14 protein-coding genes are annotated in these 12,864 nt (G+C 67.3%); 6 read left to right on the forward strand and 8 right to left on the reverse strand.

Going from position 1 to position 12,864, the window contains the following annotated elements:
• Nucleotides 1–408, forward strand: a 408-nt coding sequence (locus VGV37_RS09570; protein ID WP_326879437.1) for a hypothetical protein, incomplete at its 5' end; no start/stop codon positions are given.
• 219 nt (nucleotides 409–627) lie between these two features.
• Here VGV37_RS09570 and VGV37_RS09575 read toward each other — a convergent pair.
• Genes VGV37_RS09575 through VGV37_RS09610 form a run of 8 tightly spaced genes read right to left on the reverse strand, consistent with a single transcriptional unit; the run spans nucleotide 628 to nucleotide 9,044 of the window.
• Nucleotides 628–1,674, reverse strand: coding sequence for a threonine aldolase family protein (locus VGV37_RS09575; RefSeq protein WP_326879438.1), 1,047 nt, complete (start codon nucleotides 1,672–1,674; stop codon nucleotides 628–630).
• Nucleotides 1,675–1,681: 7 nt separating this feature from the next.
• Nucleotides 1,682–3,337 (reverse strand): iron ABC transporter permease, encoded by a 1,656-nt coding sequence (locus VGV37_RS09580; protein WP_326879439.1) that lies wholly within the window; start codon nucleotides 3,335–3,337, stop codon nucleotides 1,682–1,684.
• On the reverse strand, nucleotides 3,334–4,398 hold the full coding sequence (locus tag VGV37_RS09585; RefSeq protein ID WP_326879440.1) for an ABC transporter ATP-binding protein: 1,065 nt from the start codon (nucleotides 4,396–4,398) through the stop codon (nucleotides 3,334–3,336). Before VGV37_RS09585 ends, VGV37_RS09580 begins: the two co-directional genes overlap by 4 nt.
• A gap of 16 nt (nucleotides 4,399–4,414) precedes the next feature.
• Nucleotides 4,415–5,413, reverse strand: coding sequence for an extracellular solute-binding protein (locus VGV37_RS09590; protein WP_326879441.1), 999 nt, complete (start codon nucleotides 5,411–5,413; stop codon nucleotides 4,415–4,417).
• A 58-nt stretch (nucleotides 5,414–5,471) separates the two neighbouring features.
• Nucleotides 5,472–6,617: an alanine--glyoxylate aminotransferase family protein gene (locus tag VGV37_RS09595; RefSeq protein ID WP_326879442.1), complete on the reverse strand. Its 1,146-nt coding sequence runs from the start codon at nucleotides 6,615–6,617 to the stop codon at nucleotides 5,472–5,474.
• On the reverse strand, nucleotides 6,617–7,126 hold the full coding sequence (locus VGV37_RS09600) for a 3-isopropylmalate dehydratase (protein ID WP_326879443.1): 510 nt from the start codon (nucleotides 7,124–7,126) through the stop codon (nucleotides 6,617–6,619). The genes VGV37_RS09595 and VGV37_RS09600 overlap by 1 nt, the downstream gene beginning before the upstream one ends.
• The gene (locus tag VGV37_RS09605) at nucleotides 7,123–8,373 is read right to left on the reverse strand and encodes an aconitase/3-isopropylmalate dehydratase large subunit family protein (protein WP_326879444.1); all 1,251 of its coding nucleotides are present in this window, start codon (nucleotides 8,371–8,373) and stop codon (nucleotides 7,123–7,125) included. Before VGV37_RS09605 ends, VGV37_RS09600 begins: the two co-directional genes overlap by 4 nt.
• A complete protein-coding gene (locus tag VGV37_RS09610; protein WP_326879445.1) occupies nucleotides 8,370–9,044 on the reverse strand; it encodes an RraA family protein in 675 nt (224 codons plus the stop codon). The genes VGV37_RS09605 and VGV37_RS09610 overlap by 4 nt, the downstream gene beginning before the upstream one ends.
• 178 nt (nucleotides 9,045–9,222) lie before the next feature.
• On the opposite strand from VGV37_RS09610, the gene VGV37_RS09615 reads away from it, so the two are divergent.
• The 5 genes from VGV37_RS09615 to VGV37_RS09635 form a co-directional block, all read left to right on the forward strand.
• Nucleotides 9,223–9,963 (forward strand): IclR family transcriptional regulator, encoded by a 741-nt coding sequence (locus VGV37_RS09615; protein ID WP_326879446.1) that lies wholly within the window; start codon nucleotides 9,223–9,225, stop codon nucleotides 9,961–9,963.
• Nucleotides 9,964–10,260: 297 nt separating this feature from the next.
• Nucleotides 10,261–10,665, forward strand: a complete 405-nt coding sequence (locus VGV37_RS09620; protein ID WP_326879447.1) for a YybH family protein — start codon at nucleotides 10,261–10,263, stop codon at nucleotides 10,663–10,665.
• Nucleotides 10,666–10,906: 241 nt separating this feature from the next.
• On the forward strand, nucleotides 10,907–11,266 hold the full coding sequence (locus VGV37_RS09625) for a helix-turn-helix domain-containing protein (RefSeq protein WP_326879448.1): 360 nt from the start codon (nucleotides 10,907–10,909) through the stop codon (nucleotides 11,264–11,266).
• Nucleotides 11,263–12,624, forward strand: a complete 1,362-nt coding sequence (locus VGV37_RS09630; protein WP_326879449.1) for an NAD(P)-binding domain-containing protein — start codon at nucleotides 11,263–11,265, stop codon at nucleotides 12,622–12,624. The genes VGV37_RS09625 and VGV37_RS09630 overlap by 4 nt, the downstream gene beginning before the upstream one ends.
• Nucleotides 12,625–12,638: 14 nt before the next feature.
• A partial coding sequence (locus VGV37_RS09635) for an ArsC/Spx/MgsR family protein (RefSeq protein ID WP_326879450.1) occupies nucleotides 12,639–12,864 on the forward strand: 226 nt, incomplete at its 3' end.

A 12,864-nucleotide genomic window follows, 5' to 3' on the forward strand; every position in this document is an offset into this window, starting at 1 on the left:
ATCCTGACGGTCTATTCCGCTGTCGCCTGGCTTGGCGCGATGATGAACAGCGCTTGGAGACGACGGTGGCGCCGTGTGGCGTCGGGGGCCATTGCACCTGTCTTTGGCATTGCCGCACCGCTCGCCTACTACTATTCCGGAATTTCTCCCCGATTCTTAATCGAACGGCCTCGCATGGAGCACGCGATCGAGGCGGGAGCGGCAAGAGAGGGTGCCCGATATCAGGAATTCCATTGGGAAGAGACGGGCTTTGCCGGAATTGCAAACACATCGGCGTATATGGTCTATGATGAGACCGATGCCATCCCAAGTATGGTCGAAGCCGGCAAGACGAAGTGGCCAGCGCAAAATACGACTGTGACCAGGATGGGCAACCATTTTTACCTTGTACGCGAGCTTCTCGATTAGAACTCGAACTAGTTCACATCTTCTACTTATGCGTTCCGAGCAATCGTAGCCCGCTTGCGGATCATTTTTCCTTGGGCGAACGTCCGATATGGCCGCATCATTTTCTGAAACCAGACCATCCGCTTTCCACCCAAGACCGCTATTCCGTCCGAGCCCCTCAGCGACGGAGCTGAGGAGCTAGCGCTGCGCTCAACCCGTCAAATCCTCTGTGCAGAGGTACTAGTTGCGGCTGGCGCGCTCGGCGATCTCGATCAGGCGATCGATGTCCTCCTCGCGCCCGTCGAACCGGGTGACGAGGCGGATGACGCTGTCGCTGCGCCGCGCGACCCGGGCGCCGCCGGCGATCATGGCGTCGATCATCGCAGGCGGCAGCGACAGGAAGATCAGGTTCGCCTCGACCGGCGCCATCAGCGACACGCCCGGCAGCGCCGCCAGGGCCTGGGCCAGACGGGTGGCGAGCCCGTTCGACCGGGCGGCGAGCCGCAGGTACAGCCCGTCCTCGACATAGGCCAGCAACTGCGTCGCGGCGAAGCGCATCTTGGACCAGGTCTGCCCGGCTTTGCGCAAGCGGTAGGACAAGGGCTCGACCAGGGAGGGATCGAACACCACGATCGCCTCGGTATTCATGGCACCGTTCTTGGTCGCGCCGAACGACAGGATGTCGACGCCGCGCCGCCAGCTCATGTCGGCCGGCGTGCAGCCGAGCGCCGCCAGCGCATTGGCGAACCGGGCGCCGTCCATGTGGAATTTCAGGCCGGCGCCATGCGCGATGTCGCCGAGTGCCGCCAGCTCGTCCAGGCGATAGACCGTGCCGTGTTCGCTGGCCTGGGTAATCGAGAGCGCGTCCGGCTGCGGCTTGTTGCGCACGCCCCATTCGATGCGCGACACCGCCCGGCCGAGGGTGTCGGCGGTCAGGCGGTACTGCTCGCCCGGCAGCGGGATGAGCTTGGCGCCGCCGGTGAATGCCTCCGTGGCACCGCCCTCGGCGGTATGGATGTGGGCATGCTCGTGGCACAGGATGCCGCCGTAAGGCTTGACGCAGGCGGCGAGGCTGAGCGCGTTGGCCGCCGTGCCGGTCGAGACCGGAAAGACCGTGACGTCGGCCTCGAACAAGGCCGAGAACGACCGGTTGAGCGCAGCACTCTGCGCGTCGTCGCCGTAGGAGGCGGCCGGTCCGCTGTTGGCCGCGGCGAGCGCCTGCAGGATCTCGGGGCTGACCGTCGCGACATTGTCGCTGCGGAAGTTGATCTCGGGCATCTCGGTCATGGCATCCTCATAGCAACGATCCGTCCTGGCGGCGCAGGAAGCGGTAGACCAGCAGCAGCGGCACGGCGGTGAACAGGATCAGGATCGAGGCCGCCGCCGCCGACTGCCCCGGCGCGGTGCCTTCGAGCGCCTGGAACATCAGCACCGTCATGGTCGCCCAGCGGCTGCTGTAGAGCACGATGGTCGAACTCAGTTCGGCCGCGACCGTCACCCAGACCAGCACCATGCCGCCCATCAGACCACCCGCCATCATCGGTACGGTCAAGGTGGCGAAGGTCTTGAGCGGCGAGACGCCGAGATTGATCGACGCCTCCTCCAGGCTCGGATCGATCTGGTGGACGATGGCGCTGGCCGACCGGATGCTGAACGGCAGTTTGCGCACGACATAGGCCAGCACCAGGATCAGCCATCCGCCGGTCAGCACCAGCCAGCCGCTGTTGAACGCGATGATCATGCCGATGCCCAGCACCGTGCCCGACACGGCGAACGGTACGATCGCGACGACATCGAGCGCGGTCGACAGCTTGCTGCGATGGCGCACCAGGACGTAGCCGATCGGCGCGCCCAGCACGGTCGCGGCCAGCGCCGCCACCGTCGCGAGGATGCCGGTGTTGTAGAGCGGCTGATAGGAGCCGTGCAGCAGGGTGGCGTAGTTGCCGAGGCCCAGCTGCCAGCTCAACACCGGACCGCGGAACTGCAGGAACGAGATGACCAGGACCGCGCCGAACGGCAGCAGCGACAAGAGGACGACGCCCCAGGAATAGGCCGTCGCCAGCAGCCGCCAGGGCCGGGGCAGCGGAATGAGCGACGGCGTGCGCCGCGCACCGGTCGCGAACCGCCGCTTCGCCAGGTAGTGGCGCTGCAGCAGCAGGACGGCGACGGTGATGCCGACCAGGAACACGCTGAGCGCCCCGGCGGCGGCCGGGTTGGCATCGGACTCGCCGGCAAACAGCTTGAAGATGTCGAGCGACAGGAACGGCCGGTCTTCGGCCAGCACCGACGGCACACCGAAATTCTCCAGGGTCTCGATGAACACCAGCAGCGCGCCGGCCAGGACCGACGGCACGACGATCGGCAGCAGCACCGTGCGGAACACGCGCCAGCGCGAGGCACCCAGGTTCCGCGCGGATTCCTCGACGGAGATGTCGATCGCCTTGAAGCCGGCCAGGGTCGGCATCAGCACATAGGGATAAAGCGTCAGGGTGAAGACGATGACGATGCCGGTCATACCGTAGATGTCGCCGACCGGCAGGCCGATCCGGCGCAGCGCCGTCGTGATGACGCCGGCATGGCCGAACAGCAGCACCAGTGCATAGGCGCCGACGAAGGACGGCAGCACCAGCGGCAGCGACGCCAGGGTCATCAGCAACGACTTGCCGGGCATCTCGACGCGGGCGAGGCAAAAGGCCAGCGGCACGCCGATCGCCGATGCGCAGACCATCGACAGCGCGCCGGCGATCAGGCTGTTGTCGAGGCTGGCGACGTAATAGCGGCTCGACAGGATCTTCAGGTAGGGCGCCAGCGTGAAATGGCCGGTGACCTCGTCCTGGAAACTGGCCTGCATGACCATCCACAGCGGGTACAGCAGGAAGAGCGCGAGGAACGCGAGCGCGAACAGGCTGATGCCGGTGCGGAACGCGGTCAGGCCGCCGAAGCCAGTCATGGGGCGGGATAGACGATGATCTGCGCCGGGTCGTAGCCGAGCGCCATCTCGGCCCCGGGCGTCGCCCGCACCTCCTGGCCGCCCAGCGCCGCCACGCGAAGGGCCGTGCCGTCCGGCAGGGTCGCATGCAGGCGCAGGATCGGGCCCAGGAATTCGCGCAGGGTCAGGCGCACGACCAGCTGGGGGCCGTCGTGACCGTCTGCGGCCAGGCGCAGGGTCTCCGGCCGGATCGACAGCAGCACCCGGTCGCCGGCAGCACCCTGCCGGCCGCGCACCAGGACCGTGGCGCCGCCGGCCGTAATGCGGGTCGTGTCGTCGTCGCTGGCCTCGACCATGCCGGCCAGCATGTTGGTGGCACCCATGAACGAGCCGACGAAGGCGGTGCCCGGTGTGCGATAGATCGCCTCAGGCGTGCCGACCTGCTCGATCCTGCCGCCGCGCAGCACGGCGATCCGGTCGGAAATCGCCAGCGCCTCTTCCTGGTCGTGGGTCACGTATACCGCCGTCAGGCCGAGCGATTTCTGCAGCTGGCGGATCTCGACCCGCATATGGGTGCGCAGCTGGGCGTCGAGGTTGGACAAGGGCTCGTCGAACAGCAGCACCGCCGGCTTGATGACCAGGCTGCGGGCGATCGCGACGCGCTGCAACTGGCCGCCGGACATCTCGTGCGGCCAGCGGGTGCCATGGTCCGGCAGCTCGACCATGGCCAGCGCCTCCGCCACCCGGCGATCGACCTCGCCGCGGGCGATTTTCCGGGCATGCAGGCCATAGGCGACGTTCTGGGCGACCGTCAGGTTCGGGAAGATCGCGTAGTTCTGGAACACCATGCCGATGTTGCGCTGGTGCGCCGGCAGCTGATCGATGCGCCGGTCGTCGAACCAGATGCTGCCGCGCTCGACGTCGCTGAACCCGGCGATCATGCGCAGCAGCGTGGTCTTGCCGCAGCCCGACGGCCCCAGCAGCGTGAAGAACTCACCATCCTCGATGGTCAGCGAGATGTCGTCGACCGCCCGGACGGTGCCGAACGTCCGGGTCAGCGCGTCGAGGCGGATCGCGGTCAAGGGGCAGGCCCGCCGGTCAGCGGGTGTTCTGGATGAGCGTCTTCAGCCGCTCCAGCGTCTGGCGCCGCGCCGCGTCCCATTTCAGGTCGTCATAGGCGACGAGCTTGATCTCGGACAGCGGCGGCATGTGCACGGCGGAGAAATCGATGTCCTGGCGCGCCGGCCGACGGAAGGTCGTCTGCAGCATCTGGGTCTGCATCGGCTTGCTGTTTATGAAGTCGACGAAGGCCTTCGCCGCATCCAGGTCGGGCGCGCCCTTGACGATGGCGATCGCCTCCGGCACCACCGCGGTGCCGTCGGCCGGATAGGTCACCTGCACCGGCGCGCCATTGTGCGCCCACAGGTTGCCGGCATATTCGAGCGAGATGCCGAGCGGATATTCACCATTGCCGTTCCCGTCGAACACCAGGGTCGAGCGGTTCAGCACCTTGGTATTGCCCAGCAGCTGGCCGAGCTTGCTCCAGGCGCCGTCGTCATTGCCCCACAGCGCCAGCAGGAACGTCGCGGTCACATAGGCGGAGCCGGAATTCGCAGGATCGGTGAAGGCGATCTTGTCCTTCCATTTCGGATCGAGCAGGTCGGCCCAGGAATGCGGGCCGGCGGCAGCCGGAATGGATGTCGTGTTCTGGCTGATGGTCAGGATCTGCAGGTTGGTGCCCAGCCACAGGTCGTCCGGATCGCGGTAGGCCGCCGGCACCGCGTCCTTTTCCTTGGCCGCATAGGGCTGGAAATAGCTGCTATTCTGCTTCAGCAGCGAGGCGCTGGTGCCCCACACCACGTCGGCCTGCGGATTTTCGCGCTCGGAGGCGAGGCGTCGCAGCAGCACGCCCGACCCGGTCGAGATCACGTCGACCTTGATGCCCGTCGCGGCCGTGAAGCCGGTCGAGACCATGGTGTTTACGGTATCGTCGTTCGCCGAATACAGCACCAGGTGCTGCTGGGCCGCGGCCGGACCGGCCAGAATGCCCGTCATCGCGATCGCCGCGACACCCAGTCCCAAGAGTCGATAAGACACGTTCATCCTGTCCCCCTACCGCGAATGTCAGCTTGCCGAGCCCTGCCCGCCCGCCGCCTCAGATCGAGGCAGTGAGCAATGCATTTGCCGCGACCAGGCCCGCGCCTGGCGTGATCGTGCGTCCCATCCCGGTCAGCACCGCTTCCAGATGCGCCAGATCGGTCAGGATGGTCCCGGTATCGAAGGCCCCCATCGTGCCGATGCGGATGACCCGGCCCGACAGCCGGTTGCGCGATCCGGCGATGACGGTGCCGTGGTCCTGATACATGGCGCGCACGATCTGGGCACCGTCGAGCTCGTCCGGCACCTGGAACGCCACCACCGTGCTGGACAGCACGGGCGCACGGCCGAATTCCGTGAGGCCCAGCGCCCGTCCGCCGGCGCGCAAGGCATCGGACAGACGGCGATGACGGGCCAGTACGTTGGGCAAGCCCTCGGCATGGATCATGTCCAGCGCCTCGCACAGGCCGCCGACCAGGCTGACCGGCGCGGTGAACGCCGTCTCCGATTTTTCCATGGAGGCCAGCGCCTTGCCGAAGCTCCAGTAGAAGCTTGGCCGCCGGTCTTCGCGGTTCACCACGGCCCAGGCCTTGGCGCTGAGGCTGGCGAGCCCCAGGCCCGGCGGGCACATCAGCGCCTTCTGGGACGCGGACACGACGACGTCGACGCCCCAATCGTCCTGGCGCATCTCGACGCCGCCGAGGCCGCTGACCGAATCCACCACCAGCAGCGCCGGATTGTCGCGCAACACTGCGCCCAGGCCCTGGAGGTCGCTCACCACGCTGGTCGAGCTTTCGTTATGGACCACGACGACGGCCCGGTAGTCCGCCTGCCGGACGCGTTCCGCCACGGCTGCCGGATCGACCGCCTCGCCCCAGGGCACTTCCAGCAGGTCGATCTCGGCGCCCAGCATGCGCGCGATCGCGGCGAAGCGCTCGCCGAACTGGCCATGCACCACGATCAGCAACCGCTCGCCCGGCGCCACCACGTTGACGAGCGCCGCTTCCATCATGCCGGTGCCGGAGCAGGCGAAGAACAGCACCCGGTTCACCGTGCCCAGCACCGGTTGGATCAGCGCCTCGGCCCGGGCCAGCTCGGCGCGGAATTCCGGGCCGCGATGATTGACCACCGGCCGTGCGATGGCCTGGCGCACCCGCTCGGGCACCTCGGTCGGTCCGGGCAGACGCAGGCGATAGTTGGCCATCAGACGACGAAGCCTCCGTGCTGGCGCATGTAGGGGACGAGCCCGCCCGCCGCGAGGATGTCGAGCATGATCGGCGGCAGCGTCTCGGGCATCAGGGTCTCTCCGGTCGTCTCGTTCAGGACGGCCATGTCGGCGCCGCCGCCGATCGACAGCCGGTCGCCGGCGCGGATCCGGCGCGTGTCGCAAATCAGCGGCAGCAGGCCGTTGTTGATGGCGTTGCGGTAATAGGTGCGGGAAAAGCTCTGGGCCAGGACGGCCGGGATGCCGGCGCCCAGGATCGCGGTCACCGCGACCTCCATGGCCGAGCCGCAGCCGAAATTCCTGCCGGCCACCAGGACGTCGCCGGGCACGATGGTCCGGGCGAAGCCCGGATCGATGCCTTCGAACAGGTAGTGGCGCAGCACCTGGGGATCGAGGCTCTCGCGCTTGCGGGTCGAGCTGATGATGTAGTCGGTATTGACGTCGTCGCCGAACAGGCGCGCCTGCCCGACGAGCCGTGGCGCGATCACGACGGCCCTCCGATCGTGCCGCTGACCGCGGCGGCGGCACAGCTCGCGGGCGACGCCAGGTAGATCGAGGCGGCGCCGTTGCCCATGCGCCCCTTGAAGTTCCGGTTGGCGGTGGAAACGACGTTGACCCCGTCGCCCGGGATCACGCCGCAGGTGCCGCAGCAGGCGCCGCAGCCCGGCGGCACGATGGTGGCGCCCAGCCGGATATAATCGTCATAGGTGCCGTCGGCCTGCATCGCCTCCAGCACCTCGCGCGATGCCGGGGTGACGACGAGCTGCACGCCAGGCGCCACGCCGCCGCCGGCCACCAGCACGTCGCGCGCCTGGTGGAAATCGCGCAGCCGTCCGCCGGTGCAGGTGCCGAGGAACACCATATGCACCGGGGCCTGGGCGGCCGTGCCGAGCGCCACGACCTGGTCGACCAGATGCGGCAATGCCACCTGCGGCACCAGCGTATCCAGGTCGAGCGCGATCTCCCGGGCATAGACCGCGTCGGCATCGGCGGCGACCGGCTCGAAGCGCCGGTCGGTGCGGCCGGCCAGATAGGCCGCGGTCTTGGCGTCGGCCGGGAAGATGCCGTTCTTGGCGCCCATCTCGACCGCCAGGTTGCTCAAGACCAGCCGGTCCTCGAGATCGAGGGCGGCCACCCCGTCGCCGGCGAATTCGAGCGCCTGGTAGGCCGCCCCATCGGCGCGCAGCAGGCCCGCGAGTGTCAGCGCGATGTCCTTGGGATAGACGCCGGGCGACAGAAGCCCGGTCAGGGTCACGCGGATCGACGACGGCACGCGCAGCCAGATCTGGCCGGACAGCATGATCGCCGCCAGGTCCGACGAGCCGATGCCGGTAGCGAAGCTGTTGAGCGCACCGTAAGTCACCGCATGGCTGTCGGCGCCGACGACCAGGCTGCCCGGCAGGGCGCGCCCCGTCTCGACGATCAACTGATGCCCGATGCCCTCGCCCGCCTCGTGCAGCGCGATCCCGTGCAGTTTGGCGAAATCCTGCATCATCCGATGCAGCTCCTTCGTCTTGGGGCTGGACGGCGGCACGTAATGGTCGAGCGCGAACACGAGGCGATCGGAGTGGCGGACCGTGGTGCCGCCCATGCTGGCGAAATAGTCGAGCGCCATCGGCGTCGATCCGTCGGTGCCGAGCGCGCAATCGACGTCGCACACGACCAGGTCGCCGGCGCGCGCATCCGTGCCCGACTTCAGCGACAGGATCTTTTCGCTGATGGTCTTGCCGGTCATGCCATCTCGCAGCCGAGCCGGATCAGGGTGGCATCGACATAGCTGCGGTCGACCGTGCCGGCCACGGTGGCGGCCATCTGCTTCTCTTCCGCGGCATGCTTGGCCCAGCCAGCGGCCAGCACCGTCTCGACATCGTCGAACGGCACCGACAGCACGCCGTCGTCGTCGCCCAGGATCAGGTCGCCGGCCGTGATCACCATCCCGGCGATGGCGATCGGCAGGTTGATCTCGCCCGGGCCGTCCTTATAGGGGCCGCGATGGGTGATGCCGGCAGCGAACACCGGCAGGTGCTGGGCGCGCAGCGCCGCTGCGTCGCGGATCGCACCATTGATGACGAAGCCGCCGACGCCGCGCCTGGTGGCATGGGCCAGCATCAGCTCGCCGATCAGCGCGTTTTCCAGCACCCCGCCGCCGTCGACGACGATGATGTCGCCCGGCTCGGCCATGTCGATCGCCTTGTGGATCATCAGGTTGTCGCCCGGCCGCGTCTTGACCGTCAGCGCCGGCCCGGCCAGCGCGCCGCCGCCATGCATCGGCCGCAAGGTCGGCCCGGCGCCGGTCGTGCGGGACATGACGTCGCTGACGTTGGCGACGGGCAGGCCCTTGAATTTCTCGATCAGCGCCTTGGGAACCGCACGCCCGCGCGGGGCAATCCTGAAACCGGACGTCATGGGCAATTTCCCTTCTGGCGGCAGACCGATCGCCAAATCCATTGAAAATGGAACGGCATTCCGTAGAGTGTAATAGCATGCGGCGGTCGTCAAGCCTTCGGAGCGGCTGAGGCGGCGTGATATTGATCGAGGCGGTGCCGGCTTCGCGTGAGCAGGCGACCCTCAGCGAGGAGCATTCTTGTCAGGCTTGGAGACATTCTCGGCCCCGGCGCGCAAGGCCCAGGGCGTCAACGCGGCCGAACGGGCGCTCGCGGTTCTCGACGCCTTCATCGGCGACGGCTCCCGAGGTCTGGCCGACCTCGCCAAGACGACTGAGCTGGCAAAGCCGACGGTGCTGCGCCTGCTGGTCTCGCTCGAGCGCTCGGGCTATGTCGTGCGGCTGAACGACGGGCGTTATCAGCTGGGCGCGAAGCTCATGCAGCTGGGCGCCACCTATCGCGACAATTTCCGCCTGGACCAGCATGTGCTGCCGGTGCTCGACCAGCTGGCGGCAGCGACGCGCGAGAGCGTGGCGTTCCATATCCGCGAGGGCGACAGCCGGCTGCGGCTGTTCCGCGTCGAGTCGCCGCAGGCGGTGCGTGACGTGCCGAAGCCCGCCGTGCTGATCCCGCTGGACGCGACCTCGACCGGCCATGTGCTGCGTACCGCCGACTGGCCGGTCGTCGGCCGCGACGGGCGCGTGGCGGTCTATGCCAGCTCCGGCGTCTACGACGCCCAGACCGCGTCCGCCGCCACCGCCGTATTCGCCGCCGGCCCCGTGCTGGCCGGCGCGCTGACCGTCAGCGGCCCGGTCGGCCGTTTCGGTACGGCCCAGGTCCGCGACATCGCGGGCCACCTCGTGCTGGCGGCCCACGGCCTGTCGATGGCCTTGGGGGCGCCGGCGGGTGAGCCGGGAGTGCCGCGGGTGACGAAGGTTTAGCGGGTGTCGCCGACCCTGCCCGCTGGAGGAATGCAGACTGACCGGCGAGGACACCGCCGTCCCTATCTCGACCGAACAGTATTGATCCGGATATTGACGTCTATTTACATTTTTTATCTTTATTTATGAACAACGAAGCTCGACAGGATTTACTATTCAAATATCCAAGCTGGGCATTTTGGTCGCAGCAGGCCGGGCTCCCGACCTTAGTAGCAGCCAGGGACTGCCAGACACTTGGCGCGCGACAAATTCGATAGTCTGTAAAGAAACGGGGTCCGAGGCAGAAAGAGAAATCCGATGAACGAACTTCAGAACGGATCGAGAGACGAAACCGCAATCCGGGCCCTTGTCGAAGACTGGGCAGGAGCGGTGCGCAACCGGGATTTCGACGCGATTCTCCGGCATCACGACACCGATATCCTGATGTTCGACGTGCCGCCGCCGTTCCAGTCCAACGGGATCGACGCCTACCGCAACACCTGGGACCTGTTCTTTTCCTGCGCACCCGACCCGGCCGTCTTCGACATCAAGGAAATGAGCATCGTCGCCGGCACCGACGTGGGCTTCGTCATCGCCGCGATGCAATGCGTCGGCGGAGCACCCGAGCGGGAGGAACTCAACTTCCGCCTGACGATCGGCCTGCGCAAAATCGACGGCCAGTGGACGGTCGTTCATGAACATCATTCGGTCCCGGCACTCTGACCGGAGCGGTGCGGGCCGCCGCTCCCGCCCTACGCGCTATCGGGTGAACGAGACGTCGCCCATCCGCTTTCACGGTCAATGCGGTGCAAGCCTACCCTGACGGGTGAGCAAGCGGGGGTTCGGCAGCCGACCGGAGATGCCGCATCGCAACCACCGTCAATTCGATAATCCTCGAAAAGACGTTGACTCGCCGCCCGGTTTTCCATAATTTCGATTTTACTCGAAAAATCGGATGGCGGTCATGGATACGAAGCAAGCGATCGACGCCCTGGGCGCCCTGGCTCATGAACACCGGTTGGCGGCCTACCGCATGCTCGTCGAATGCGGTCCGGATGGATTGCCTGCCGGTGTCATCGCCGAAAGGCTCGGCATGCCGCCCTCGTCCTTGACCTTCCATGTCCAGCATCTGACCCGTGCCGGGTTGATCAACCAGCGGCGCGTCAGCCGTCAGCTCATCTACTCCGCCGACTTCGCCCAGATGAGCGGTCTGGTCGGGTTCCTCACCGAAAATTGCTGCGGTCGAGGCGAGGGCTATGCCGCCTGCCTCCCCGATGCGCCCTCCGCCGGCTGCAATCCTTCGAACAAAAAGGCTGCGTCATGACCATCGCGAAGCTTCCCGTTGCCATCATCGGCGCTGGTCCCGTCGGCCTCGCCGCCGCGGCGCAACTCGTCGCCCGTGGCGAGACGCCGATCGTCTTCGAGGCGGGTGAGACGGTGGGCCACAGCGTCCTTCAATGGGGCCACGTCCACGTGTTCACGCCCTGGCGCTATTGTGTCGACAAGTTGGCGGCCTCGATGCTGTCGGATGCCGGATGGGCACACCCCGACCCTGAAGACGTGCCGTCAGGTCGCGAGTTGGTCGAACAATATCTGGCGCCGCTCGCCGCGCTGCCGGCGGTGGCGCCGCATATTCACCTGAATGCCAAGGTCGTCGGCGTCACTCGCCGGAACACGGACAAGGTGCGCACGGTCGGCCGCGAGACCATGCCGTTCGTCCTGCGCATCGCCGACACGGACGGCAGCATGCGGACCATCGAGGCCCGGGCGGTGATCGACGCTTCGGGCACCTGGACGCGGCCGAACCCGGCCGGGTCGGATGGCCTGCCTGCCATCGGCGAACCTGAAGCCGCGGGCCGGATCGCGACCGGCATCCCCGAGGTGCTCGGCAAGGATCGGGCGCGCTATGCCGGGAAGACGGTCGCCGTCGTCGGCAGCGGCCATTCCGCGCTGAATGCGCTCAACGAACTGGCGGAGCTTCGCGCCGCCGCGCCCGGCACCCGCATTCTGTGGATCGTCCGCAAGGAGCGGGTCGAATCCGCTTTCGGCGGCGAAGCGGCGGACGCACTTCCGGCCCGGGGCGCGCTGGGCTTGCGCGGCCGGCACCTGACCCTGAGCGGCGCGGTCGAAGTATTCGCCCCGTTCCGCATTGCCGAGATCGCCCGCGATGGCGACGGACGGTTGCTCGTGACGGGTGACCACAGGGGTGTGCCGGGCGAATTCAAGGCGGACGAGATGATCGTCGCCACCGGATTCCGGCCCGACCTGTCGATGCTGCGGGAGATCCGCCTGTCGCTCGATCCGTGGCTCGAGAGCGCTGCCGGCATTGGTGCGATGATCGACCCCAACCTGCACAGCTGCGGCACGGTCCGTCCGCACGGTGCCAGGGAACTGGCCCATCACGAGGTGGGCTTCTACATCGCCGGAATGAAGAGCTATGGCCGGGCGCCGACCTTCCTGCTGGCGACCGGATACGAGCAGGTCCGTTCGATCGTCGCGGCCCTCGTCGGCGACGAGGCCGCAGCGGCGCGTGTCGAACTCGAACTGCCCGAGACCGGCGTGTGCAGCTCGAGTCCGAAGCCAAAGGCAGGCGTCAAGGCGCCATCTTCCTGCTGCAGCTCACCCGATACGCTTGCCCCTGAGCCAGAAGCATCGAAACCGGCACCTTCCTGTTGCGTCTGATGCGCGAGGCTCCCGTGACCGTCACGATCTACCACAACCCCGACTGCGGCACCTCGCGCAACACCCTTGGCCTGATCCGCAACACCGGAACGGAACCGACGGTCATCGAGTATCTGAAAACGCCGCCGCGCCGGGCCGAGCTCGCCGGATTGATCGCTCGCATGGGGATCTCCGTGCGCGATCTGTTGCGCCGGAAGGGCACGCCCTACGACGAGTTGGGCCTGGATGATCCGGCGCTGA

It is taken from the genome of Aliidongia sp., assembly GCF_035943795.1.
GTDB lineage: Bacteria > Pseudomonadota > Alphaproteobacteria > ATCC43930 > CGMCC-115725 > Aliidongia.